Source organism: Neobacillus niacini (assembly GCF_023715785.1).
GTDB classification, from domain to species: Bacteria; Bacillota; Bacilli; order Bacillales; family Cytobacillaceae; genus Neobacillus; species Neobacillus niacini_E.
The window spans coordinates 101,980-126,766 of the sequence record NZ_JAMBOX010000004.1 but is presented as its reverse complement, the minus strand read 5'-3'; the positions used below and the strand labels follow the sequence as shown (position 1 = coordinate 126,766).

The window sequence follows — 24,787 nt, the reverse complement described above, 5'->3', positions numbered from 1 at the left end:
GATAAATTCGTTAAAATGATTTAACTAGCTTTTCAACAGAGTCATTTTAGGAATATTTCAATTATTTAAAATTTTTGATATTTTTTATTTCAAATAATGATTTTCAAGCAAAGTTGAGGTAAAATAAAGGAACAGCAATTATTTGCTGGAAAGGAAGAAGACTAGTGCACGTTGAACAACTGATTGAAGAAGCAAAAAAAGCAAGAGAAAAAGCCTATGTTCCATACTCGAAATTTGGAGTTGGAGCAGCACTGCTAACAAAAGACGGTAAAATATATCATGGCTGCAATATTGAAAATGCTGCGTATAGTATGTGTAACTGTGCAGAGCGGACCGCATTGTTTAAAGCGTATTCGGAAGGTGACCGGAATTTTCAAATGATGGCTGTCATTGCCGATACCGATAGGCCTTGTTCACCATGTGGGGCATGCCGTCAGGTGATTTCGGAGCTTTGCCCGCGAGATATGAAAGTGATTTTGACAAATTTGAAGGGCGATATACAGGAAATCACAGTGGAAAACCTGCTGCCAGGCGCATTTTCCCCGGAGGATTTGCATGCAAAATAATGTAAACGAATCCAGATCTTACAAATCGGGCTTTATCTCCATTATTGGCCGTCCAAACGTAGGGAAATCCACTTTTTTAAATCGGGTAATCGGCCAAAAAATTGCTATCATGAGCGACAAGCCCCAAACAACAAGGAACAAAATTCAAGGGGTCCTGACACATGATGATGCCCAGATGATTTTTATTGATACACCGGGAATCCATAAACCAAAGCATCGATTAGGCGACTTTATGATGAAGGTTGCTCAAAATACGTTAAAAGAAGTCGATTTAATCTTATTTATGGTAAATGCTGAAGAAGGCTTTGGGCGTGGCGAGGAATTTATCCTTGAAAAATTCCAAACAATTAACACACCTATCTTTCTTGTCATTAATAAGATTGACCGGATTCACCCCGATGAATTGCTAGCGATTATTGAATCGTATAAAGAAAAATACGCTTTTCAGCAGGTAGTGCCAATTTCCGCTTTGGAAGGCAACAATGTGGAGCGGCTGCTCTCGCAAATTAAAGCGGTGTTGCCGGAGGGCCCACAGTATTATCCGGCAGACCAGGTAACCGATCATCCTGAGAGGTTTATCATTACGGAATTGATTAGGGAAAAGGCGTTGCATTTGACCAGGGAAGAAATCCCCCATTCATTGGCTGTTGTTCTTGACAAAATGGAACGTCAGGGCAATAAGGACATTATTCATGTGATGGCGACAATTATTGTCGAGCGAGATTCACAAAAAGGGATTATCATTGGCAAGCAGGGAAGCATGTTAAAGGAAATTGGCAAACGGGCCCGTGTTGATATTGAAAATCTCCTTGGTTCCAAAGTTTTTCTCGAGTTATGGGTAAAGGTGCAAAAAGATTGGCGCAATCGTATGTCCCAACTCAGAGAATATGGATTCAATGAAGATGAGTATTAATGACCTGCTCTAATAAAATTATTAAATTAACAATCAAAATATGCGCATCCAAGATTAACAAAATTTACGTCTCATGATTATATCGTTGGCAGGCTATGATAAATGTAAGGCAGGAAATGCAGAAACGCTAGTCTAAATATCGAGAGGTGGGGTTTTCATGTTGGATTTTACGTGGAAAATATTTAGCCAGACAGGTAATATTGACACATATCTCCTCTTTAAAGAACTGGAGAAGGAAAACCAAGAAATACCCGGTAATTTGAATGAAGAGCTAGCACAAATCGATTTTCCTATTTTCTAGCAAGTCGAACGTCCCTGGATGGTGACAATCATGCTTCAGAAATGTGAAGGCATCGTCATTAGAACCACCGATTATGGTGAAACCAACAAAATCGTAACCCTATATACAAGAGAATGGGGAAAGATTGGCGTAATGGCTAGAGGTGCTAAAAAGCCTAACAGCCGTCTTTCCTCGATTACCCAGCTGTTTAACCACGGCTATTATCTCATTCAAAAAAGTTCGGGGATTGGCGGGCTGCAGCAGGGGGAATTAATTACCTCAATGCGGGGGATTGGTGAAGATATTTTTTTGACTGGCTATGCCAGTTATATAGTTGAATTGACCGATAAAGCCACAGATGAAAAGAAACCGAACCCCTTTCATTTTGAACTGCTGTACCAGACACTTCATTATTTGAATGAGGGGTATGACCCGGAAATTTTGAAAAATATTTATGAAATGAAAATGTTAAATGTGCTCGGACTTTACCCGATACTGAATCAATGTTCCGTCTGCGGCCAAACTGACGGGCATTTTTCTTTTTCTATCCGTGAAGGCGGGTTTATCTGTCATCGGTGTCTCGATAAAGATCCATACCATTTCAAACTGATGCCGGCTACAGTAAAATTATTACGATTATTTTATTACTTCGATTTAGCAAGGTTGGGTAATATTTCGGTAAAGGAAGAAACGAAGGCAGAACTCAAAAAAATTATTTCAGCCTATTATGAGGAATATTCCGGCCTTCACCTAAAATCTAAAAAATTTTTGGATTCGATGGCCCAATTTCGCAATCTTTTATAACAGTTTATTGACAAGATAATTAGATTTGGTTAATATTAACTGTAAATTTAATAATTGCAGTGATGGAAAGTAGTACTTAGTCCTCTCTATAAAAGCGAACCTGGGATGGTGTAAGCCAGGGTATAGAGCACTAACGAAGGCGTTCTGGAGCAATGTCAAAGTGAAAGTGGCCGTGTATACGGCAAATAGGGTGGAACCGCGGGTAACTCTCGTCCCTATGCTTATTATAAGCATAGGGATGGGAGTTTTTTATTTTTAAAGAAAATGAATAAAGGAGTTAGAAAAAATGAGTGTAACTATGGAACAAATTGTTTCACATGCGAAGCATAGGGGCTTTATTTTTCCTGGGTCAGAGATATATGGAGGCCTTGCCAATACATGGGATTACGGCCCTCTGGGAGTAGAATTTAAAAACAATATTAAAGCCGCTTGGTGGAAAAAGTTTGTCCAGGAGTCCCCTTACAATGTAGGGTTGGATGCAGCTATTTTGATGAATCCAAGGACATGGGAAGCATCCGGCCATATTGGCAACTTCAATGATCCGATGATTGACTGCAAAAATTGTAAAGCACGTCATCGTGCCGATAAATTAATCGAAAACGCACTTGATGAAAAAGGCATTGAAATGATCGTCGATGGCCTGCCTTTTGACAAAATGGAAGAATTGATTAAGGAGCATAACATTGCCTGCCCGGATTGCGGCAGCCATGATTTTACCGGCATTCGCCAGTTTAACTTAATGTTTAAAACCTTCCAAGGTGTAACGGAAACAAGCGCTAATGAAATTTTCTTGCGTCCGGAAACAGCACAGGGGATTTTTGTCAATTTTAAAAATGTCCAGCGGACGATGAGGAAGAAATTGCCATTCGGCATTGCCCAAATTGGCAAGAGCTTTCGAAATGAGATCACACCGGGGAATTTTACGTTCCGTACTAGAGAGTTCGAACAAATGGAGCTTGAATTTTTCTGCAAGCCGGGTGAGGAATTAAAGTGGTTTGATTATTGGAAGAGTTTCGCGGAGCAATGGTTGAAGTCATTAGGCATGACAGAGGAAAATCTGCGCCTTCGTGACCATTCCGAAGATGAACTTTCTCACTATAGCAACGCAACCACTGATTTTGAATACAAATTCCCGTTTGGCTGGGGCGAATTATGGGGCGTAGCCTCACGAACGGATTATGATTTGAAGCAGCACATGCAATTCTCTGGCGAGGATTTCAACTATATTGACCCAGAAACAAACCAAAGATATATTCCATACTGCATCGAACCGTCATTAGGGGCTGACCGGGTAACTTTGGCGTTCCTGATTGATGCGTATGACGAGGAGCAGCTTGAAGACGGCACGTCACGGACCGTTCTCCATTTCCATCCGGCACTTGCTCCGTTTAAAGCCGCGGTCCTGCCGCTGTCGAAAAAGCTTTCAGATGAGGCAAGAGAAGTGTTTGCGGCACTGTCCAAGCATTTCAGCGTTGATTACGATGAAGCCGGCTCCATCGGCAAACGCTACCGCCGCCATGACGAAATTGGAACACCTTTCTGTATAACTTACGATTTTGACTCTAAAGAGGATCACATGGTAACAGTCCGCGACCGGGACACCATGGAACAATCCCGGGTGCCGATTGCCGAGTTAGTAAACTTTATCCAAGAAAAGATTGCGTATTAAAAGAAGGTGCGGACTGGATCCGCACCTTTTATTTTGTGAGAAGAGGCATTTTCCATTGCACGAATATAGTGATTCTTTATGCTAAAGGGCCTGTTGATTTCCGCTCCAGGTGCTTCGCTTTCCGCGGGCGTGCCGGGGAGCCTCCTGATATGAACGAAACTGTCAAGGCCCCAACTCCCGCAGGAGTCTTCGCACCTTCCGCTCCAATCAACAGGCAGGTAATGAACAATAGTATTGCGATACACCTTTTTCAAGCATTGCTAAGTATCATGCAATCTTTTTCAAATTTTAGCTTGGTGTACAAAAGGCAAGCAAATTCGTGGACCGATATGACCCGGAGCCGCTCTTATCGCCCGAGCCGGGTTAATTTTTAAGGTCTCGGTCGTTATGAACCGCTCTAATCGCCCGAGCCGGGTTAATTTTTAAGGTCTCGGTCGTTATGAACCGCTCTAATCGCCCGTAACGAGTTAATTTTCAGGGGACCGGTCGTTATGGACCGCTCTAATCGCCCGAGCCGGGTTAATTTTTAAGGTCTCGGTCGTTATGAACCACTCTAATCGCCCGAGCCGGGTTAATTTTGAAGAGCTCGGTCGTTATGAACCACTCTAATCGCCCGTAACGAGTTAATTTTCAGGGGACCGGTCGTTATGAACCGCTCTAATCGCCCGAGCCGGGTTAATTTTTAAGGTCTCGGTCGTTATGAACCACTCTAATCGCCCGAACCGGGTTAATTTTGAAGGTTTCGGTCGTTATGAACCACTCTAATCGCCCGAACCGGGTTAATTTTCAAGGTTTCGGTCGTTATGAACCGCTCTAATCGCCCGAGCCAGGTTAATTCTCAAGGTCTCGGTCGTTATGAACTACTCTTATTGACCTGGACGAAGGACTTTATCGAAATTTGGGCCTAATTAGGGTTGAGGAAGCCTTTCTTCTCATGAAGAAAAAGTTGTGTGGAGAGTCTTATTGAATTAGGCTCTGTTGATATGCGTGGAAGGCACGTAGACTCCTGCGGGAGTACGGGGCAGGGGAGACCCCGCAGGCGCTTCAGCGCCGAGGAGGCTTCCCGGCACGCCCGCGGAAAGCGAAGTGCCTGGAGCGCAAATCAACAGACAAGTGGCATAGATTATTCAATTAAATTTATTATTGATAACTAGCAATAAAATAAATGGTCACCTAAGATTTTTCTGCTCCCTTAGGTGCGGACATGGTCCACACCTTTTACCAATTCATTTTAAATAAATCACCGACTAAGTTATAATATTTATTAAAATACCTTTCTCTTGAAAAAAGGTGGTGAGTACGATAGAACTGAACAAACGCCAAGAGCAGATTTTACATATTGTCAAGGAACAAGGTCCGATTACCGGGGAAAATATTGCCGAACAGTTGAATTTGACGCGGGCAACCTTGCGCCCCGATTTGGCGATATTGACGATGGCAGGCTTTCTTGATGCCCGACCGCGTGTCGGTTATTTTTATACAGGAAAATCCGGTACGCAGCTGCTTACCGAAAATCTCCAAAAAATCCACGTGAAGGATTACCAGTCCATCCCTGTAGTGGTAAATGAAAATGTCTCGGTTTACGATGCCATTTGCACCATGTTCCTTGAGGATGTGGGAACATTATTTGTTGTAGACACAAATTCTTTATTAGTCGGTGTTGTATCAAGAAAGGACCTTCTTCGGGCAAGCATCGGCAAACAGGAACTGATTACGATTCCAGTCCATATTATCATGACTCGAATGCCGAATATTACAATGTGTGAACGGGATGATTTATTAATTGATATCGCCAGGAAGCTGATTGAAAAGCAAATTGATGCCATCCCGGTCGTCAGAAAAACAGATAAAGGTTACGAGGTCATTGGAAGAATTACCAAAACAAATATAACAAAAGCATTCGTAGCGTTAGGTGAAGAATAGAAAATGATGGAAAAGAAGGAGATGGTGAGGGAGAATGAATTCACCAATCATTTATGTTGTATCCGATTCTGTAGGTGAGACTGCTGAGTTGGTAACAAAAGCCGCAATCAGCCAATTCAATGGTGCCGGTATGACGTTAAAACGGTTCCCTTATGTAGAAGATAAAGAGGATATTGATGAAGTTTTATCGCTGGTTTCTTTGGATAAAGCCATGGTGGCTTATACCCTGGTCAAGCCGGAAATTCGTACATATATGAAAGACAGGGCGGAGCAGGAGGGGATTTCTTCAGTCGACTTAATCGGTCCGATTATGGACCAAATCCAGCAATTTAGCGGTAAGACACCTCTGTTTGAGCCTGGACTGGTCAGAAAACTAGATGAGGAATATTTTAAAAAAGTCGAAGCAATCGAATTTGCTGTTAAATATGATGACGGCCGCGACCCCCGAGGGATTTTAAAAGCGGATATTATTTTGATTGGCGTGTCCAGAACGTCAAAAACGCCTTTATCTCAATACCTTGCCCATAAACGTTTGAAAGTGGCCAATGTACCGCTTGTCCCGGAAGTGGAACCGCCGGAGGAACTTTTTAAAGTGCCAAAGGAAAAATGCTTCGGATTAAAAATCAGTCCGGAAAAGTTAAATAACATCAGAAGGGAACGCTTGATTTCCCTGGGACTAAATGACCAAGCAAGCTATGCGAACATTGATCGGATTAAAGAGGAGCTGCTCTTTTTTGAGAAGGTAGTCAATAAAATAAATTGCCCTGTCATTGATGTTACCAATAAGGCTGTGGAAGAAACAGCGAATGTGATCTTAAATTATATTCAAAAAGGAAGAGCCTAACACATAATCATCAGATTATGTGTTTTTTCCTATATAAAAAACTATAAAAAACGAAGAAATTATTATGGCAAAAAGCCAATGAATGTACTATAATAAAAAATTGTGATAAAAATAATACTTTTTAGGTTTAGAGTTGCTAGTGAACGAATAAACTATTTATTGTGAGATGTCAAGGGGAGACCTAAAAAAATATTCGACATAAATCCTTTTTCGCTTTAGGTTTGCTTTCTGAGATTTATTAATAAAATTAAGCGGAAAAGAAGGAATATGTGGAGTGATGTAGAATTAGTACAGATATAATCGGCATTCCGACAATATATGTCGATGCAGATTCATGTCCAGTAAAAGCGGAGATTGTCGAAATTGCTTCAACAGTTGCCGTTCCAGTTGTTTTTGTGGCTTCCTATAATCACCATTCAAACGAGAAGGATACATACACTAGCTGGAAATATGTTGATTCCGGAAAGGAAGCCGCGGATCTATTCATTATGAATCATGACAAGCGAGAGGACATTGTTATTACTCATGATATCGGCCTCGCATCCACTTTACTTCCTAAGGAGATCCAAACGAGTTCTCCAAAGGGGTTTTTATTTGAAGAAAAAGATATCCAAACTGCCCTGGATATCAGGTTCTTAAAAGCCAAAGCAAGAAAAAGGGGCATGTAGGGAAAAGGACCAAAACCTTTCCAAATGGAAGATCGGTTACGGTTTACGACGTAATTAAGAAGAATTTTGTCGAAATTTGCAGGAATTTAAGATTTTCTGCCGAATAAGAAGTAGTACGAAAAAAATGGAGATGTTATTCCATGAAGGCGGAACGGATTGCCGAGGAAAAAATAAGCCAAATTCGTCAGGCTGTCGATATAGTCGAGGTCATCAGCGATTATGTCCAATTGAAAAAGCAGGGGCGAAATTACTTCGGTTTGTGTCCTTTCCATGGGGAAAGCACCCCCTCTTTTTCAGTATCACCTGATAAACAAATTTTTCATTGCTTCGGATGCGGAGCAGGAGGAAATGTTTTTTCATTTTTAATGGAGCTTGAAGCCATCTCCTTTCAGGAAGCCGCGATAAAACTGGCAGCCAAAGCCAATGTGGAGCTGGATATCAATCTGTCGTCAGCCCATAAAGAGACGAAGGTATCCAAAGAGCTGCAATCGATTCACGAAGCACATGAACTATTACGTAAATTTTATCATCACTTATTGGTAAACACAAAGGAAGGCCAGCATGCTTTGGAATATTTGTTGGCAAGGGGCTTTACCCACGAGTCGATTGACAAGTTTCAAATCGGATATTCGTTAAATTCGTGGGATTTTGTCGTGAAATTTCTTGCAAAACGCCACTTCCCCCCAGAATGGATGGAAAAGGCCGGTCTCATTATAAAACGTGAACGGGATGGCACTTATTTCGACCGGTTTCGCGACCGAATCATGTTTCCGATATTTGATAAGAATGGCAATACGATTGCTTTTTCCGGGAGAACACTAGGGGCCGAAGAGCCCAAATATTTAAACAGCCCTGAAACGGCAATCTTTAATAAAAGCAAAATTTTATATAATTACCACTTGGCAAAACCTGCTATAAAAAAATTGCAGCAAGCTGTTTTATTTGAAGGGTTTGCCGATTGCATTGCAGCTGATCGGGCTGGGGTCGATAATGGCATAGCCACGATGGGGACAGCCTTGACAGATGACCATATCGCTCTATTGCGTCAAAGCATCCAAGCCATGACTATCTGCTACGATTCCGATAAGGCAGGGATTGAAGCAGCCTTCAGGGCAGGTAACCTTCTTAATGAAGCCGGTTTTCAAATTAAAGTAGCTGTTATGCCTGATGGCATGGACCCGGATGAGTATATTAAGGCAAATGGCCCAGAGAAATTCCGAAGTGAAGTCATTGGGGCAAGTTTAACTTGGATGGCGTTTAAATTTCGTTATTTCCGCAGAGGAAAAAATCTGAAAAATGAAGGAGATAGGCTTTCCTATATCGAAACAATAATTAAAGAAATTAGCAAGCTGACAAAAGCAGTTGAAAAGGACCATTATTTACGACAGCTAGCGTCCGAATTTTCCTTGTCATTGGATTCGTTAAAACAGCAGGAAAGACAGATTTATTTTGCGGAGAAAAAGCAGGCGGCAGGCAAAGCTGATACAAACCATAGGCCAATGCTTATTCAAAAACAAGCCAATGAATTAAAACCTGCCTACTATACCGCTGAAAGACGGTTAATTGCTCATATGCTGAAAAATAGGGAAGCTGCCTATAAGGTACAAGAAAAATTGGCGGGAGACACGTTTAATATCGATGACCATCAGGCGATAATAACCTATTTATTGGCATTTTACGAAGAACATGAGCATCCTGATTCAAGCGCATTTCTATCCTATATTCAAGATGAGAATCTTAGAAGAATCGTTGCCAACATCGAAATGATGTCACTTAATGATGAATTATCCGATCAGGAATTAACTGATTATATCAAACAGGTGTTGAATCATAAAAAGTTGTTAAAAATAAAAGAAAAAGAAGTGGAATTAAAGGAAGCAGAACGGCAAAGTGATATTACTAAAGCTGTTACTTTATTAGCAGAAATTGGATTATTACGAAAATCTATAAATTCAGTGTAGTGTCTTTGATTTTGGAAGGAGGGCCCCCATATGGCAGCTGAAAAGTCAGCCCGCGCAAATGAGGTTGAGAATGAACTGACCTTAGAACAAGTGAAAGATCAAATTACGGAAATGGGAAAAAAAGTCGGTGTCCTCGCATATGACGATATTGCCGAGAGAATGGCTAACTTTGAATTGGATTCCCATCAAATGGATGAGTTTTTTGAATTCCTGGGTGATCAGGGAATCGAATTAGTCGGTGACAGTGATGAGGAAGATCCTAGCGTTAAGGAATTGGCAAAAGGGGACGATGACGAATTCGATTTAAATGATCTCAGTGTTCCGCCGGGGGTAAAGATAAACGACCCCGTAAGAATGTATTTAAAAGAAATTGGACGCGTTGATTTGCTGTCTGCAGAAGAAGAAATTGACTTGGCTCACCGGATTGAACAAGGCGATGAAGAAGCAAAACGCAGACTGGCAGAAGCGAACCTTCGTCTCGTTGTCAGCATTGCCAAACGCTATGTCGGCCGGGGCATGCTGTTCTTGGACCTTATTCAAGAAGGCAATATGGGCCTTATCAAAGCTGTTGAAAAGTTTGATTATCGTAAAGGCTTTAAATTCAGTACGTATGCGACATGGTGGATCCGCCAGGCGATTACCCGTGCCATAGCTGACCAGGCCAGAACGATTCGGATTCCGGTCCATATGGTTGAAACGATCAACAAGCTGATTCGTGTTCAGCGTCAATTACTCCAGGACCTTGGCCGCGAACCAACTCCGGAGGAGATTGCCGAAGATATGGATTTAACACCGGATAAGGTTAGAGAAATTTTAAAAATTGCTCAAGAGCCAGTTTCTTTGGAAACACCAATTGGCGAAGAGGATGATTCCCATCTTGGCGATTTTATCGAAGACCAGGATGCCACCTCTCCTTCAGAGCATGCTGCCTATGAACTTTTAAAGGAGCAGCTTGAAGATGTCCTTGATACATTAACAGACAGGGAAGAAAATGTCCTCAGACTTCGCTTTGGCCTTGATGACGGCCGGACCCGGACTCTTGAAGAGGTTGGAAAGGTCTTCGGTGTCACGCGCGAACGTATCCGGCAAATTGAAGCAAAAGCATTGCGGAAGCTGCGTCACCCTAGCCGCAGCAAACGTCTAAAAGATTTCTTGGAATAAAATATGATAAAAAATGGTTTACTTCCTAACAGAGGTAAACTATTTTTTTTGCCTGATGCCTACATCTCTGGAAATGAAAGCATTTTCTGTAGTTGTAATTTATTTTACTGAATTGTCTCTCATTTTGCAAATGCACCTTGAAAAAATAATTAGCAAAAGCCCCTTACTTTGTTTTTTTAGAAAAGGAAATGCACGTAAAATGCACTATATTGTCAGTAAGTAAAGAGGATTCAAGGAATTATTAATGAATATACCCATTATATTTAGATAATAAAATATTTTTGAAAGTTTTTAAATGTTGAGAAACATCAGTTGCCCCACGTATAATAATAAAGAAAGCGCATACAAAAAAGCTTGTGGGGGGATGGAAGTGAACTTTGATTTAACTTCGGAACAGGAGATGATCAAGCGGACAATTCGCCAGTTTGCCGAAGAAGAGGTGGCTCCAAGTGCAATTGAGCGTGACCGGACCAAACAATTTCCAGTTGAGATTTTTAAAAAGTTGGCAGACATAGGCATAATGGGACTGCCCTTTCCGGAACAATACGGGGGAGGCGGGGCTGATACGATCAGTTTTGCGATTGTTGTTGAAGAGTTAAGCAGAGTATGCGGTTCTACGGGAATTACATATTCGGCACATATATCTTTGGGTGGCGCTCCGCTTTACTTGTTCGGAACGGAGGAACAAAAGCAAAAATACTTAACCCCCATTTGTACCGGTGAATCATTCGGTGCCTTCGGGCTCACCGAACCGAATGCCGGTTCGGATGCAGGCGGCACCCGTACAACTGCCAAGGAAGAGAATGGCGAATTTGTCATCAATGGCAATAAATGCTTTATTACCAATGCCAGTTTTGCCAAGCACTTGGCCCTAACCGCCATTACCGGTGAAAAGCATGGGGAAAAGGAAATTAGTGCGATTATTGTCCCGACGAACAGCATAGGATTTTCTATCATTGATAACTATGAAAAAATGGGGTTGAATTCATCCAATACGACGGAACTGGTGTTAGAAGAAGTAAGAGTGCCAGTTGATAATTTGTTGGGCAAGCGCGGTGAGGGCTTTAAACAATTTTTAATTACCCTTGATGGCGGCCGGATCGGAATTGGGGCAATGGCTGTAGGAATTGCCCAAGGAGCTTTTGAAAAGGCGCTGGCCTATGCTAAGGAGCGGAAGCAGTTTGGCAAATCGCTTTCATCCTTCCAGGCAATCCAATTTAAGCTGGCCGATATGGCCCTTAAAATTGAACTCGCCCGGAATATGGTTTATAAAGCGGCTTGGTTGAAGGACCAAGGAAGACCGTTTTCCAAGGAGGCGGCAATGTGCAAGTTGTATGCATCGGAAATTTGCATGGAAGTAACCAGCCAAGCTGTACAAATTCATGGCGGATACGGGTACATGAAGGAATACCATGTAGAGCGGATGATGCGTGATGCCAAACTCCTTGAAATCGGCGAGGGCACCTCGGAGGTTCAAAGAATGGTCATTTCAAGATTGATTGGTTGTTAATCTAATAAAATAGGGAAAGTTAACAAGAGGCTGGACAAAAATCGTCAGCCTCTTTTGGTTTACTTTATTTTTATTAAAGATTATAGTGATAAAATAAGTTTAGGTCTTTCCCTTCCGGACATTTTAAAGTAAAATAGTAGTTGTTTGCAGTCGATTTATTTATTTAACCGTTATACGTACATAAGGGAGGTTATATCGTGAAACGAAATCCAGTTATTCCTTACATTCTTATCATGGTTTTTGGAATTGCACTGATGTTCATATTGTCGTTCAAAGGCCTTGGTGATGCGAAAGAACTTGCAAAGGAAAATGGGGAAGGCGGCGGAAACGAGAAAACAGAAGTTGCCGCGACAAAGCCGGAGGACATCTATAAGCAATCTTGTATTGCCTGTCACGGCGATCAATATCAAGGGGTTGTCGGTCCAAAATTAAAGGGTACCGGATTATCTAAAGAACAGGTTGCAGAAATCATTACCAAAGGTAAAGGCAGCATGCCGCCGCAATCTTTACAACCAGCCCAGATTGATGCCATGGCTGATTTTATTTCTAATTTAAAGTAATTTTTTCAAATGCACTTCACAGGTTCTTTGCATCTGCAAAGGACCTTTTATATTATTAAGACAGACATATTTTAAAGAGTGGTGTAAATATTTGAATACAGATAAGTTATCAAAGCGACTGGAAACGGTCGCCAAGTATGTTCCAAATCGTGCAAGGGTCGCCGATATTGGCTCGGATCATGCCTATTTGCCATGTTATTTGGTTAAAAATAGCGGAATTCCGTTTGCAATTGCCGGTGAAGTTGCAGCAGGCCCGTTCCATTCTGCGGAGAAAAATGTATTGTCAGAAGGATTAACCCACCAGATTTCAGTCAGGATGGGGGATGGGCTTGATGTTATTGGAGCAGGAGAAGTCGATTGCATTACGATTGCTGGGATGGGTGGTACTTTAATTGCCAGTATTTTAGAAGCGGGAAAGGAAAAGCTCGGATCGGTAAATAGGCTTGTCCTGCAGCCTAATATTGGCGCGGAAGCCATTCGCAAGTGGTTCCTTGAGAATGGCTGGGAACTTATCGCTGAAGAAATCCTGGAAGAGGATGGGAAAATTTACGAGATTCTGGCTGCCGAAAAAGGGGACCCACATAAGCCTTATACAGAAAATTTGCCAAGGGGTCTGTTAATGGGACCTTTCTTGCTCCAAACGAAGTCTGCTGCTTTTGAGAAAAAATGGCTCTCAGAAATCAAAAATTGGCAAAAAATCATCCAGCAGCTTGAAGGGGCAGCACAGACCCCTGGAACGAATGAAAAAAAACAGGAGCTGTTAATAAAAATAAGACTGGTTGAGGAGGCGTTAGCACATGAAAATTCCTAATGGTCATGAGATTATTGGGTTGTTTGAGAAATTTTCACCGAAAAACTTGGCCGTGGAAGGGGATAAGATTGGCCTGCAGATTGGCCGCTTAAATAAAAAGGTGGAAAGGGTGATGATTGCCCTCGATGTTCTTGAAAATGTCATTGACGAAGCAATTGAAAAAGATGTCCAGCTAATTATTGCCCATCATCCACCTATTTTTCGCCCGTTGAAAAATATCATGACGGATACCATTCCGGGACGGATGATTGAAAAGTTAATTAAAAATGATATTGCGGTATATGCGGCCCATACGAACCTTGATGTGGCTAAAGGCGGAGTCAATGATTGGCTGGCCGAGGCATTGGGGTTGGAAGGGACCGAGGTCTTGGTGCCGACTTTTGATACTAAGCTTAAAAAACTGGTCATCTTTGTGCCGGTAAGCCATGCTGATCAAGTCAGGGAGGCGCTTGGCAATGCCGGTGCCGGTTTCATCGGCAATTACAGCCATTGTTCCTTCACAGGGGCGGGGACCGGCCGCTTTAAGCCAGGTGCAGATACCAACCCGTATATTGGAAAAACCGGTGAGCTAGAAGCGGTTGAAGAAGTGCGCATTGAAACAATTGTTCCTGAGACTTTGGTTAAAAAGGCCGTAACGGCCATGATAAAGGCCCATCCTTATGAAGAGGTCGCCTATGATCTATATCCGCTTGATAACAAGGGAGAGGCTCTCGGACTTGGCCGGATTGGAAAAATTGCTCAAACGACATTAGGTGAGTTTGCGGAAAAAGTAAAATCTGCTCTTGATGTCGAACGAGTACGGGTTATAGGAGATTTACATGATAAGGTTTCCAAGGTTGCTGTGCTGGGCGGCGATGGCAATAAATACTTCTCCCATGCCAAATTTAAGGGCGCTGATGTATATGTAACTGGAGATATTTATTATCATACCGCACACGATGCGATGATGCAGGGCCTCAATATGATCGATCCGGGTCATAACGTCGAAAAAGTCATGAAAAAAGGACTAACAAAAACATTGCAGCAAATGTGCCAGGACGAAGGCTACCAAGTGGAGATATTTCCATCAGAAGTCGATACAAATCCATTTAAGTATGTATAAAAAAACCGGTCGGCAGACCGGTTTTTTAGCTCTCTTTTTTAACTTTCGGCAAAATTTTGTTTAACGGGACGTTTTTTCTGCGCTCCCAAGTGGCTTCGTTATTCGGATCAAATTGTTCAAGGAAGCTGATCACTTCTTTTGTAATTGGTGTAGGGGTCGAGGCACCAGCGGTAACAGCCACTGTTTTGGCATCCTTGATCCACTCTATGTCCAGTTCGGTGATATCGGCTATCCGATAAGCCTTTGTTCCAGCAATTTCCTGCGAAACCTGTGCCAGACGATTGGAGTTATTGCTTTTTGGGTCACCGACTACAATGGTTACATCTGCCTGCTGCGCCTGCTCGGCGACAGCTTCCTGACGAATTTGGGTCGCATGGCAAATCTCATTGTGGACCTCAACATGCGGATACTTCTCCTGAACCTTTTTCATTGTGTCGGAAACGTCCCATTGGCTCATCGTTGTTTGGTTGGTGACAATCAATTTATCATAATCCAGTTCTAAGGCTTCAACATCAGCGGGTGTTTCGACTAAATGCACCATACCTGGCGCAACGCCAAGCGCGCCTTCCGGTTCTGGGTGACCTTTTTTGCCAATATAGATAGTCTGATAGCCCAGCTGTGCTTTTTCTTGAATTAGGTCATGTGTTCTTGTTACATCCGGGCACGTAGCATCAATCGCGACGAGGCCCTTCTTTTTGGCAAGCTCCCTAACTTCCGGAGAAATGCCATGTGCCGTAAAGATGACGGTTCCTTTATCGACTTTTTCAAGGATATCCATGCGGTTTTTTCCGTCTAGGGTAATAATTCCTTCCTCTTCAAATGCATCGGTAACATGTTTGTTATGGACAATCATTCCGAGAATATAAATCGGACGGGGCAAAGTTTTATCCAAAGCGGCATTTCTGGCAATCACCATGGCATCGACAACACCATAACAATAGCCGCGCGGGGAAATCTTGATAATTTGCATTTATTTTATCCTCCTGATAAAGGCTTAAATTTAATAGTCTACGTGTTTATTATATAAAACTAATAGAAATAATACAAAGATACATTTTTCCTGGTGTCTTGTGGTTATGTAAAAATGAAAAGAATGCTGGAGTAGTGCCCGCAGCATTCCATCATTCAGATATATAATTTTGGGACCGATGTCCCTCGTTGCTGCCGAGGTTTTTCGGAAGTGGTCTTTTGTTTAGTCGTCGTGCCAGTGCTCTTTTGTTTAGTCGTCGTGCCAGTTCTCTTTTTGCCAGTCCTTTTCTTCGTAGCTCTGTTTTTTGTTGTAGCTTCAGTATCCGAGGATTCATCACGGTTCTTGGTCGTAGTCTTTGCCGTTGATTTTTCTGATGACTCCGTATCGTCTGAGTTTTTCAACCCGCGATAAAGCTTCCATAATCCCGGAAGACTCCTAACCAATGGGCCGTACTGCTGGACCATCGGGGCAATTGATTGAGCCGTTCTGATTAGCTGCTGGGTATTGTTGAGCATATTCATAAGTCCGCCTGGATTTGACAGCGATTGGAGCAGCCCGCCGCCGCCTCCTGCTGCTCTTCCGGCCGCGCTCATCATTCCGCCCGGCCCACCCATCATTCCGCTCATTGGATTTCCTCTTCCCAATAGTCTGGACAACAAACCGCCGCCACGGCCCATTTGCTGGCCGCCCATCATTCCGCCAAATGGGCCTCCCGTCTGTCCCATCATCGATCTTCCGCCGCCAAATAGGCCGGTTCCGCCTAAACCGCCCATCGGCCGTCCACCCCCAAACAAGCCGGCTCCTTGTCTCATCATTGAACCACCACCGCCAAGGAGACCAGCTCCGGGCGGTCCCATCCCCCCTTGAATCGGAAACATAGGTCTTGGCTGCATACCTGTCAGCCTCCTCTCTTCGTTTACACGTTAACAGGCGTTTGTACCCGCATTACACCTAAGGTGCATTCGCCTCGTAAAGTACGCAAGTTATACGTTACCCCCTTGGTTTACAATATGCTATCAACCCATTTTGGTTTAGGTAATCGGCACAGATAAACGTTGAATTTTTGGTTTTAAAAACATCAGAGTGGTAAAAGATGATAATAACTGGCGGTTTGGCCGGAACTTTACTATAATTACATGGGACATAGCGAATTGAATGGAGTTAATGAGCAGATCGCTTTTTATAAATTGTTAAGGAGTACATATGATGAAAGAAAATAAATTTGATCATTTTAAGTTTCAGCCGTTTATTATGGACGCGCTAAATCATAAAGGTTTCTTTGAACCGACGGAAATCCAGGAAAGGATGATTCCGGTAGTCTTAAAAGGGGAGAGTGCAATAGGCCAATCCCAAACCGGGACCGGTAAAACCTTGGCCTTTGCGCTTCCGATAATAGAAAAGATAGACCCTCAGCACCAGCAGGTTCAGGCTGTGATTACCGCACCGACAAGGGAATTGGCATCACAAATTTACCAGCAAATCCTGAAGGTCACCGAGCATTGCCCTTCGGAAAAGCAGATCAGTACGAAAATGTATATTGGCGGAACGGACAAACAGCGGACGATAGATAAATTAAAGGTACAGCCGCATATCGTTGTTGGCACGCCTAGCAGGATTCATGATTTAGTTAATGAACAGGCTCTATTCATTCATACGGCAAAAATGCTTGTTGTCGATGAAGCCGATATGATGTTGGACATGGGATTTATAGAGGATGTCGACCGCGTTGCCTCAAGAATGCCTGAAGACCTTCAGATGTTAGTATTTTCAGCAACCATACCGGAAAAGTTAAAGCCATTCTTAAAAAAATATATGGAAAATCCAAAGCTGATTCAAATTGAACCGAAAAGAAAAACGGCCGACAATCTTGTGCATTATCTATTGCCTTCACGGCACCGCGATAAAAAAGAACTCGTTCACGATGCGTTACTTGCCTACAACCCGTATTTGGCGATTGTATTTACCAATACAAAGAAAATGGCGGAAGAAGTGGCTGAGTTTCTCAATCAGAAAGGCCTGAAGGTTGGCCGTGTCCATGGGGATTTAAATCCAAGAGAACGAAAAAAAATGATGAAGCAAATTCAGGATTTGGAGTTCCAATATATTGTCGCAACTGATCTGGCCTCAAGAGGAATCGATATTGAAGGCGTTAGCCATGTGATTAACTACGAACTTCCCACTGATTTGGATTTTTATATTCATCGGGTTGGACGGACAGCACGCGCAGGCAATAAAGGAATTGCCTTGACCATCTACACTTTGTCGGATGAGGATGCCTTGAATCGCCTTGAAAAAATGGGCATCGAATTTATGAATGTCGATTTAAAAAATGGCGAGTTTATCGAATTGGAAAACCGCAATCGCCGCAAAACCCGGGTTAAACAAAAAGACGAGGCCGATAAATTGGCAAAGTCAGTCGTAAAAAAACCAAAACAGGTAAAACCGGGCTATAAAAAGAAAATGCAGGCGGAAATGGACAAAATCAAAAAGCGCCAGCGGAAATTAAATAAAAAGAAATAAGGATGGAGAGGGAAATATGATGAAAATTGGTTCTCACGTTTCGATGAGCGGAAAAGGAATGCTGCTTGCCGCCAGTGAGGAAGCCGTATCCTATGGCGGTAATACCTTTATGATTTATACTGGTGCGCCCCAGAATACAAGAAGGAAAAAAATAGAAGACCTTAATATTGAAGCGGGAAGAAAACATATGGAGGCTAACGGCATTACCGAAATTGTTGTTCATGCCCCCTATATCATCAATATTGGCAATACAACCAACCCCGACACATTTGATCTTGGGGTCAGGTTCTTGTCCTCGGAAATTGAGCGAACAGAAGCGATAGGGGCACAACAAATTGTCCTTCATCCGGGCGCTCACGTCGGTGCCGGGACCGAGGCTGGGATTATGAAAATTATCGAGGGTTTGAATGAAGTATTAACAGGCAAAGAAAACGTCCAGATCGCCCTGGAAACGATGGCTGGGAAGGGATCTGAATGCGGCAGATCGTTTGAAGAGCTGGCGATGATTATCGATGGCGTCCATCATAACGACAAACTCTCCGTCTGCTTTGACACCTGTCATACTCATGATGCCGGCTATAATATTGTCGAAGATTTTGATGGCGTATTAAATGAGTTTGACAAAATTGTCGGTGTGGACCGATTGAAGGTCCTCCATATTAATGACAGTAAGAATCCAAGCGGCGCGAGAAAAGACCGTCATGAAAATATCGGTTTTGGGCAAATTGGTTTTAAAGCATTAAACTATATTGTTCATCATCCACAGTTGACGGACATTCCGAAAATCTTGGAAACTCCGTTTGTAGGGGAAGACAAAAATAATAAAAAAGCCCCGTATAAGCATGAGATAGCCATGCTGCGCGGCCAAAACTTCGATGAAGATCTACTAATAAAAATTATGCAATCCTAATAGATGACAAAAAGCTGTGCCAAGGTGCACAGCTTTATTATTTTTTTGCCAGTTCCGTAAATAATTTATTTACTTCCCGTGCTGTTTGCGGCCCTGCTGCTTTGGCAATTTCCCTGATTAATTGGGTACGCTGGCCATCATCGAAGATATTGATATTTTTCCCTCTTAAGTATTCGGCAATCTTTTTTGCCTGTGCGCGAGTAACGGAAATATTAAATTGCCTGGCATATTTAACTAATTCTTCCGCAGTAATCGTGTTTATTTTATGATTAATGATGCTTTCAAAAATCCTCACCCTTGATCACTCCTCCGTGATAATTTATGTAACAGTTAAAAGGAGTGTGACACGGTTTAATATGGCTATTTTGCTTTACAATCAAAAATAGCTATTGTATACTACTTGGAGTTAAATCGTAATGATTCTTAAAATTAAAGGTGATGGCAAAAGCGATGGAATCTACTATCGAAATTAATCAATTATTTTATCAATATGAAAAAGAGCTCGTTCTTGAAAATGTAAGTTTATCGGTGCCTAAGGGTGCTTTTTTGGCGATTGTCGGTCCAAATGGTTCCGGAAAATCAACATTGCTCAAGCTAATTTTAGGGCTGCTGAGGATGCAAACCGGACAAATTTACCTATTCGGCCAAGAAATCCATAAATTCAAGGATTGGCAGAAAATCGGATACGTTTCCCAAAAGGCAAATTCCTTTAATACCGGCTTTCCTGCTACCGTTTTTGAAGTTGTTGCCAGTGGATTGACTAAAAAGCTTGGAATGTTTACTTTTTTTAAAAAAGAACATGCCGAAAAGGTGCTGACGGCACTTGATGCAGTAGGAATGAGGCCTTTCAAGGATAGAAATATCGGTGAATTGTCAGGGGGGCAGCAGCAACGGATTTTTATTGCCCGGGCGTTGATTAGTGAACCGGAGCTGCTTATTCTCGATGAACCCACTGTCGGGGTGGATGCCGGCAATGTGAACGCGTTTTACCAAATGCTGAGCAGCTTAAATAAAGAACATGGAATTACGCTCCTTTTGGTTACTCATGATATTGGCACAATTTCTGACCGGGTGACCCAAGTGGCCTGCTTAAATAAACAGCTGCATTTCCATGGCGATGTTGAGGAATTTCAACAGCTGCAAAGAGAAGATGTATCCAAAGTTTATGGGCATGAAATTCATCTGCTGCATCACAACCATGAACACGGGGGCGTTTTAAATTGATTTCAGGAATTTTTCAATATGAATTTTTACAAAACGCCTTTTTGACAGGAATCCTGATAGGCATCCTCGCACCGCTCTTGGGTGTATTTATCGTCGTCAGGCGACTCTCACTGATCGCGGATGCTCTAAGCCATGTTACTCTTGCTGGTATTGCTGCAAGCTTATTGCTTGAAAAAAGTTTCGCTTCGTTGGCGGGCTTAAACCCGTTATATTTGGGAATGGTGTTTTCAGTTAGCGGTTCATTGTTTATCGAAAAATTAAGAGGTGTCTACAAGCATTATCAGGAACTGGCGATTCCGATCATCCTCTCAACCGGGATCGGCTTGGGTGTCATTTTTATTTCCCTGGCCAATGGTTTTAATACGGACTTATTCAGTTATTTATTTGGAAGTGTGTCAGCGGTTAGCCGGACTGATTTATGGGTGATTTTGGCAATCAGTGTTTTGGTGATTCTAACGATCATTCTGTTGTATAAAGAATTATTTTTATTGTCCTTTGATGAAGAGTTTGCCAAAGCATCTGGCTTAGCGGCAAAAAGTCTACATTTCATATTTATCGTAATGGTTGCCCTAGTCATTGCGGCATCGATGAGAATTGTGGGGATTATGCTTGTCTCCTCATTGATGACCTTGCCTGTTGCGGCAAGCATTCGGGTTGCCAAAGGCTTTAAGCAGACAATCTTTTTATCCGTTCTGTTTGGGGAAATCTCCGTGCTTGGAGGACTGTTTGCGGCCTATTATTTAGATCTGGCTCCCGGTGGAACGATTGTAATGCTATCGGTGTTCATTTTGGTTCTTGCCATTTTTTATAGAAAAATAAGGGCAGGAAAAGGAATTCAGGAGGTGCAGAAGGGTGAACGTAAATGAGGCGTTGCAATATTTAAAGGAGAACGGTTTTAAGCAGACTGGGAAACGGGAGGACATACTCCAATTATTTGCCGAAAGGGATAAATATTTAACGGCAAAGGATGTGCTGGACCATTTAAAGGATGGTTACCCAGGGCTCAGCTTTGATACGATTTACCGGAATCTTTCGCTATTTGTTAATATGGGAATTTTGGAAATGACCGAATTATCCGGTGAAAAGCATTTTCGGTTCGCTTGTTCGCACCACGAGCATCACCATCATTTTATTTGTTTGGCCTGCGGCAAGTCCAAGGAGATTGAAACTTGTCCAATGAACGACCTAAGTGAAAATTTAAAGGGGTATGATATTTCCGGGCATAAATTTGAAATTTATGGACGCTGCCCTGATTGTATCCAATAGCATGAAAACTCGCGATTCGCGAGTTTTCATTTTTTTTTTATAACGGCCCTTTCCCTGATTTCGTCTCGAAGATTCATCCAGTTGTCTACCCATTTATCGGCTTCATACCAATTATCCACGCGGATGACTCCTGTCGGTACAGGCAGTTGGTTATAGGGTGTATTAAATAGTATGACTGGTATATTGCATTCCTCACAAATCATAACCGCATTATCGTGTTTATCCTCAAAAAAAATGTCAATGTTGTTTTTCTTGGCTGTTTCCACTTTATCATGTGAACCGATTAGTTCAATTTGATGGTAGGTAAGTCCGTGAGCCAAAAACCAATTCTTAGTCACATCGAGCAAATGTGAGCCACGAGCACTGATAAATACCAATTCATGTTGATTTTCCCATTTGGATAAGACAGATTTAACCCCTTTCGCGGGCGGTGACTGTTCGTAAATAACCGGTTCACTATCAGCAAACCATTTGGCAAACTCCCCCGCAGGCACATTTACAAACGGGGTTAAATCATATTCGGTAACGTCCTCATAGGCCAATTTCAAATTAAAAGCTTTATTTATAAACGGCAGCATGGAGGTTGGACAAGTAACCGTTCCATCGATGTCAATTCCAAATCTTTTTTTCATTTATTGTTCACCTTCAAATACAATCTTCTTTAGTTATTTTACCAAAGAAGTGAAGACAAAAAAGGCAAAAATTAAAAGAAAAATTTATATGAAAATGAAATGACAACCTAGTTTAGACAAACATTGACATAGTAAAAAGCCTTCCTTCGTTAACACTAATAAGGCTCCTATCATTGAAAGTGAGGGATTTTGATGGCAGATGAACGAGACACGAAAGTGCAGGAGGCTCTCAGAAGCCCAATTATCGGTGAGGAAATTCCCAATTCTCCTTCCGATTATCGGGAAGAGACAGCTTCCGAAATCGCTACACCTGTAACAACTCAATCCTCGAAATATAAGGAAGAAACTGCTTCGGAATTCGGATCCAACCTTCCAATGGTGGTTTCGCTCAAGAAGGACGATACGAATACAATGCGAGGGGCTTCGGTTCCAATCCGTTCTAATCATCGGGAAGAGACGGCTGCAGAGATTGCGGCGCCTGTACCACTAACAAGAAACAAGCCACAGCAAACTAATCAGCAGCAAAATGGACAGTCTCAGGCAATGGGCGGAGCTGGACTTGGCACTTTGGCACTGGCTCTTTCCATCTTATCCTTGTTTGTAATGCCAATTCTGTTTGGTGCTGCAGGCATTGTGCTGGGATTCGTCGCAAGGCGCAGAGGGGCACAAGGCATGGGCGCTTGGGCAATTGGAATTGGAGCGGTATCGATTATCATCGGTATCTTTATTCTTCCGTTCTTTTAAATAGGAGCAAAAAAGAAACCCGGACGATTGGCCGGGTTTCTTTAGTTATTCACTTTTTCTTCGGCTGCTTTTTTCTGAAAGTATTCCTCAGCAACCTTGTCAATTTCTTTCTTCAGTTCTTCGACCATTTCCGCTTCCGGAACCTTCCGGACGATTTGGCCCTTCCTAAACAGCAAGCCTTCGCCTCGGGCACCAGCAATGCCAATATCCGCCTCACGGGCCTCTCCAGGGCCGTTAACCGCACAGCCAAGTACGGAAACCTTGATTGGCGCTTTAATATTCTGAATATACTCTTCGACCTCATTGGCAATGCTGATCAGATCAATTTCAATTCGGCCACAGGTTGGACAGGAAATCAATGTAGCGGCATTGGATGAGAGTCCGAACACCTTCAACAGCTCTCTGGCCACTTTTACCTCCTGAACAGGGTCGGCGCTCAAGGAAATCCTTAATGTATTTCCAATTCCCTTACTGAGAATCGCTCCTAATCCAGCAGCGCTTTTTACCGTGCCTGAGAAAAGGGTTCCTGACTCGGTAATCCCTAGATGCAACGGATAATCAAACGCCTTTGCCGCTTTTTCGTAAGCTTCAATTGCCAAGTTTACATCAGATGCCTTCATTGATACGATAATGTCGTGGAAATCCAAGTCTTCAAGAATTTTGATATGATGAAGGGCGCTCTCGACCATGCCATCCGCGGTTGGATAACCGTATTTATCAAGGATTCTTTTTTCAAGCGACCCCGCATTAACCCCGATACGAATAGGGATCCCTTTCTCTTTAGCAGCCTTTACTACGGCTTCAACCTTTTCTTTTCTGCCGATATTCCCCGGGTTGATCCTAATTTTGTCCGCTCCGCCTTCAATTGCTTTGAGGGCAAGTTTATAGTCAAAGTGAATGTCTACCACAAGTGGGATATTAATGCGCTTCTTAATTTCCGGAATCGCGTTTGCCGCTCTTTCGTCCGGGCAGGCGACTCGGACAATCTGGCAGCCAGCATCTTCAAGGCGCTTTATTTCTGCAACCGTTGCCTCAACATCATGAGTCTTGGTTGTGGTCATGCTTTGGATAATGATTTCATTATTGCCGCCAATGGTTAAATTTCCTACCTTTATTGGCCGGGTTTTCGTGCGATGTATGATTTCACTCACGTATAATTCGCTCCTTCAGCTGGATTCGAATAGTAAATTAGAAAAACAATTCATTATAATTGTATCGCCAGCCGCTATTTTTGACAAGGATAAGGAATCCAATCCATCTCCCTTAGTGTGAGTAATCGGGAAAATGATATGTAGACCCGATTTGGATTTTTTCGGGACTTTTCCCAGGATTTAAGGCTTGGAAATCCTCAATCAGCTCGGAAATGGATACGGGGAGTGGTTTACCCAACCTATGTTCAACGATGGAAATGACGGTTTCCCCTGGTTTTACCTTTTCCGAAAACGAGGGTATAGCCGCATCAGGTTTCTGAATTTTGGTTTTGGTAGCATTGGCCTCAACCTGTCCATTAGCAGGGGCTGGGAGTGTGCCAACTGTTAAATCAAAATAAATGACATATATAATCAAAATAGATAGAAGTATCCCAAATAATGTTTTCATCCTAAATGGCCTCCAAATGGAAAGATACTAATTCGTATGCTTGTCCAATTGGGAATAGAACTGACAAATAAAAAAACACCCTAAAAACGGGTGTCCAGGCTGTCGAGAAAGTTTCGACAGCCTTTATTTTGTTTATTTTCTTTAACAATT

Annotated in this window: 26 protein-coding genes and 1 other annotated feature; of the genes, 20 read left to right on the top strand and 6 right to left on the bottom strand. The window is 42.5% G+C overall.

What is annotated here, in order from left to right; all coding sequences use genetic code 11:
- Positions 1-164: 164 nt before the first annotated feature.
- From M3234_RS10205 to M3234_RS10140, 14 genes are all read left to right on the top strand, one after another.
- On the top strand, positions 165-566 hold the full coding sequence (locus M3234_RS10205; RefSeq protein WP_262304619.1) for a cytidine deaminase: 402 nt from the start codon (positions 165-167) through the stop codon (positions 564-566).
- Complete coding sequence (gene era / locus M3234_RS10200; RefSeq protein WP_262304618.1) at positions 556-1,479, top strand: GTPase Era; 924 nt, start codon at positions 556-558, stop codon at positions 1,477-1,479. Before M3234_RS10205 ends, era begins: the two co-directional genes overlap by 11 nt.
- A gap of 157 nt (positions 1,480-1,636) precedes the next feature.
- On the top strand, positions 1,637-1,780 hold the full coding sequence (locus M3234_RS10195) for a YqzL family protein (RefSeq protein ID WP_082692945.1): 144 nt from the start codon (positions 1,637-1,639) through the stop codon (positions 1,778-1,780).
- A 30-nt stretch (positions 1,781-1,810) separates the two neighbouring features.
- Positions 1,811-2,563 carry a DNA repair protein RecO gene (gene recO / locus M3234_RS10190; protein WP_262304617.1) on the top strand — a complete coding sequence of 251 codons (753 nt, stop codon included), beginning with the start codon at positions 1,811-1,813 and terminating at the stop codon, positions 2,561-2,563.
- A 50-nt stretch (positions 2,564-2,613) separates the two neighbouring features.
- Positions 2,614-2,783 (top strand) — a binding site (T-box leader).
- Positions 2,784-2,849: 66 nt separating this feature from the next.
- Positions 2,850-4,232: a glycine--tRNA ligase gene (locus M3234_RS10185; protein ID WP_262304616.1), complete on the top strand. Its 1,383-nt coding sequence runs from the start codon at positions 2,850-2,852 to the stop codon at positions 4,230-4,232.
- 1,290 nt (positions 4,233-5,522) lie between these two features.
- Complete coding sequence (locus tag M3234_RS10180) at positions 5,523-6,155, top strand: helix-turn-helix transcriptional regulator (protein WP_311315638.1); 633 nt, start codon at positions 5,523-5,525, stop codon at positions 6,153-6,155.
- A gap of 34 nt (positions 6,156-6,189) precedes the next feature.
- A complete protein-coding gene (locus M3234_RS10175) occupies positions 6,190-6,999 on the top strand; it encodes a pyruvate, water dikinase regulatory protein (protein WP_262304614.1) in 810 nt (269 codons plus the stop codon).
- 284 nt (positions 7,000-7,283) lie between these two features.
- Entirely contained in the window at positions 7,284-7,667 is a 384-nt protein-coding gene (locus tag M3234_RS10170; RefSeq protein ID WP_311315640.1) for a DUF188 domain-containing protein, read from the top strand.
- Positions 7,668-7,807: 140 nt separating this feature from the next.
- Positions 7,808-9,628: a DNA primase gene (gene dnaG / locus M3234_RS10165; RefSeq protein ID WP_262304613.1), complete on the top strand. Its 1,821-nt coding sequence runs from the start codon at positions 7,808-7,810 to the stop codon at positions 9,626-9,628.
- Positions 9,629-9,658: 30 nt separating this feature from the next.
- Positions 9,659-10,789 carry an RNA polymerase sigma factor RpoD gene (gene rpoD / locus M3234_RS10160; RefSeq protein ID WP_262304612.1) on the top strand — a complete coding sequence of 377 codons (1,131 nt, stop codon included), beginning with the start codon at positions 9,659-9,661 and terminating at the stop codon, positions 10,787-10,789.
- 370 nt (positions 10,790-11,159) lie between these two features.
- Positions 11,160-12,299 (top strand): acyl-CoA dehydrogenase family protein, encoded by a 1,140-nt coding sequence (locus M3234_RS10155; RefSeq protein ID WP_262304611.1) that lies wholly within the window; start codon positions 11,160-11,162, stop codon positions 12,297-12,299.
- Between the two features lie 197 nt (positions 12,300-12,496).
- The gene (gene cccA / locus M3234_RS10150) at positions 12,497-12,859 is read left to right on the top strand and encodes a cytochrome c550 (protein WP_262304610.1); all 363 of its coding nucleotides are present in this window, start codon (positions 12,497-12,499) and stop codon (positions 12,857-12,859) included.
- A gap of 91 nt (positions 12,860-12,950) precedes the next feature.
- Positions 12,951-13,670 (top strand): tRNA (adenine(22)-N(1))-methyltransferase, encoded by a 720-nt coding sequence (locus M3234_RS10145; RefSeq protein ID WP_262304609.1) that lies wholly within the window; start codon positions 12,951-12,953, stop codon positions 13,668-13,670.
- A complete protein-coding gene (locus M3234_RS10140; protein ID WP_262304608.1) occupies positions 13,657-14,772 on the top strand; it encodes a Nif3-like dinuclear metal center hexameric protein in 1,116 nt (371 codons plus the stop codon). The genes M3234_RS10145 and M3234_RS10140 overlap by 14 nt, the downstream gene beginning before the upstream one ends.
- A gap of 25 nt (positions 14,773-14,797) precedes the next feature.
- Here the strand turns inward: M3234_RS10140 and M3234_RS10135 are convergent, their stop codons facing one another.
- Together M3234_RS10135 and vrrA are read right to left on the bottom strand one after the other, a co-directional pair.
- Positions 14,798-15,742, bottom strand: coding sequence for a 4-hydroxy-3-methylbut-2-enyl diphosphate reductase (locus M3234_RS10135; RefSeq protein WP_262304607.1), 945 nt, complete (start codon positions 15,740-15,742; stop codon positions 14,798-14,800).
- Between the two features lie 155 nt (positions 15,743-15,897).
- Entirely contained in the window at positions 15,898-16,635 is a 738-nt protein-coding gene (gene vrrA, locus M3234_RS29250) for a VrrA/YqfQ family protein (protein WP_285858371.1), read from the bottom strand.
- 313 nt (positions 16,636-16,948) lie between these two features.
- On the opposite strand from vrrA, the gene M3234_RS10125 reads away from it, so the two are divergent.
- Complete coding sequence (locus tag M3234_RS10125; protein ID WP_262304772.1) at positions 16,949-18,262, top strand: DEAD/DEAH box helicase; 1,314 nt, start codon at positions 16,949-16,951, stop codon at positions 18,260-18,262.
- Between the two features lie 16 nt (positions 18,263-18,278).
- Positions 18,279-19,172 (top strand): deoxyribonuclease IV, encoded by an 894-nt coding sequence (locus M3234_RS10120; protein ID WP_262304606.1) that lies wholly within the window; start codon positions 18,279-18,281, stop codon positions 19,170-19,172.
- Positions 19,173-19,209: 37 nt separating this feature from the next.
- Here the strand turns inward: M3234_RS10120 and M3234_RS10115 are convergent, their stop codons facing one another.
- Entirely contained in the window at positions 19,210-19,467 is a 258-nt protein-coding gene (locus tag M3234_RS10115; protein WP_262304605.1) for a DUF2624 domain-containing protein, read from the bottom strand.
- Between the two features lie 155 nt (positions 19,468-19,622).
- Between M3234_RS10115 and M3234_RS10110 the strand changes: the two genes are divergently transcribed.
- From M3234_RS10110 to M3234_RS10100, 3 genes are read left to right on the top strand one after another with little or no spacing between them, the layout of a single operon-like run.
- Positions 19,623-20,396, top strand: coding sequence for a metal ABC transporter ATP-binding protein (locus M3234_RS10110; protein ID WP_262304604.1), 774 nt, complete (start codon positions 19,623-19,625; stop codon positions 20,394-20,396).
- Positions 20,393-21,262 (top strand): metal ABC transporter permease, encoded by an 870-nt coding sequence (locus tag M3234_RS10105; RefSeq protein WP_262304603.1) that lies wholly within the window; start codon positions 20,393-20,395, stop codon positions 21,260-21,262. Before M3234_RS10110 ends, M3234_RS10105 begins: the two co-directional genes overlap by 4 nt.
- Positions 21,249-21,662 (top strand): Fur family transcriptional regulator, encoded by a 414-nt coding sequence (locus tag M3234_RS10100; RefSeq protein ID WP_262304602.1) that lies wholly within the window; start codon positions 21,249-21,251, stop codon positions 21,660-21,662. The genes M3234_RS10105 and M3234_RS10100 overlap by 14 nt, the downstream gene beginning before the upstream one ends.
- A 26-nt stretch (positions 21,663-21,688) precedes the next feature.
- Here the strand turns inward: M3234_RS10100 and M3234_RS10095 are convergent, their stop codons facing one another.
- Complete coding sequence (locus M3234_RS10095) at positions 21,689-22,294, bottom strand: 5' nucleotidase, NT5C type (protein WP_262304601.1); 606 nt, start codon at positions 22,292-22,294, stop codon at positions 21,689-21,691.
- A gap of 411 nt (positions 22,295-22,705) precedes the next feature.
- Between M3234_RS10095 and M3234_RS10090 the strand changes: the two genes are divergently transcribed.
- Positions 22,706-23,038, top strand: coding sequence for a DUF4190 domain-containing protein (locus tag M3234_RS10090; protein ID WP_262304771.1), 333 nt, complete (start codon positions 22,706-22,708; stop codon positions 23,036-23,038).
- Between the two features lie 41 nt (positions 23,039-23,079).
- Here M3234_RS10090 and ispG read toward each other — a convergent pair whose 3' ends face one another.
- Both ispG and M3234_RS10080 read right to left on the bottom strand, forming a co-directional pair.
- The gene (gene ispG / locus M3234_RS10085) at positions 23,080-24,180 is read right to left on the bottom strand and encodes a flavodoxin-dependent (E)-4-hydroxy-3-methylbut-2-enyl-diphosphate synthase (RefSeq protein WP_262304770.1); all 1,101 of its coding nucleotides are present in this window, start codon (positions 24,178-24,180) and stop codon (positions 23,080-23,082) included.
- Positions 24,181-24,301: 121 nt separating this feature from the next.
- Positions 24,302-24,637: a LysM peptidoglycan-binding domain-containing protein gene (locus M3234_RS10080; RefSeq protein WP_262304600.1), complete on the bottom strand. Its 336-nt coding sequence runs from the start codon at positions 24,635-24,637 to the stop codon at positions 24,302-24,304.
- Positions 24,638-24,787 lie beyond the last annotated feature (150 nt).

Excerpts from the sequence above, each read along its gene's own strand:
- era (WP_262304618.1), top strand. The coding sequence starts at position 556 with ATGCAAAATAATGTAAACGAATCCAGATCTTACAAATCGGGCTTTATC.
- M3234_RS10195 (WP_082692945.1), top strand. The coding sequence starts at position 1,637 with ATGTTGGATTTTACGTGGAAAATATTTAGCCAGACAGGTAATATTGAC.
- recO (WP_262304617.1), top strand. The coding sequence starts at position 1,811 with ATGCTTCAGAAATGTGAAGGCATCGTCATTAGAACCACCGATTATGGT.
- M3234_RS10185 (WP_262304616.1), top strand. The coding sequence starts at position 2,850 with ATGAGTGTAACTATGGAACAAATTGTTTCACATGCGAAGCATAGGGGC.
- M3234_RS10175 (WP_262304614.1), top strand. The coding sequence starts at position 6,190 with ATGAATTCACCAATCATTTATGTTGTATCCGATTCTGTAGGTGAGACT.
- dnaG (WP_262304613.1), top strand. The coding sequence starts at position 7,808 with ATGAAGGCGGAACGGATTGCCGAGGAAAAAATAAGCCAAATTCGTCAG.
- rpoD (WP_262304612.1), top strand. The coding sequence starts at position 9,659 with ATGGCAGCTGAAAAGTCAGCCCGCGCAAATGAGGTTGAGAATGAACTG.
- M3234_RS10140 (WP_262304608.1), top strand. The coding sequence starts at position 13,657 with ATGAAAATTCCTAATGGTCATGAGATTATTGGGTTGTTTGAGAAATTT.
- M3234_RS10135 (WP_262304607.1), bottom strand. The coding sequence starts at position 15,742 with ATGCAAATTATCAAGATTTCCCCGCGCGGCTATTGTTATGGTGTTGTC.
- vrrA (WP_285858371.1), bottom strand. The coding sequence starts at position 16,635 with ATGCAGCCAAGACCTATGTTTCCGATTCAAGGGGGGATGGGACCGCCC.
- M3234_RS10125 (WP_262304772.1), top strand. The coding sequence starts at position 16,949 with ATGAAAGAAAATAAATTTGATCATTTTAAGTTTCAGCCGTTTATTATG.
- M3234_RS10120 (WP_262304606.1), top strand. The coding sequence starts at position 18,279 with ATGATGAAAATTGGTTCTCACGTTTCGATGAGCGGAAAAGGAATGCTG.
- M3234_RS10110 (WP_262304604.1), top strand. The coding sequence starts at position 19,623 with ATGGAATCTACTATCGAAATTAATCAATTATTTTATCAATATGAAAAA.
- M3234_RS10095 (WP_262304601.1), bottom strand. The coding sequence starts at position 22,294 with ATGAAAAAAAGATTTGGAATTGACATCGATGGAACGGTTACTTGTCCA.
- M3234_RS10090 (WP_262304771.1), top strand. The coding sequence starts at position 22,706 with ATGCGAGGGGCTTCGGTTCCAATCCGTTCTAATCATCGGGAAGAGACG.
- M3234_RS10080 (WP_262304600.1), bottom strand. The coding sequence starts at position 24,637 with ATGAAAACATTATTTGGGATACTTCTATCTATTTTGATTATATATGTC.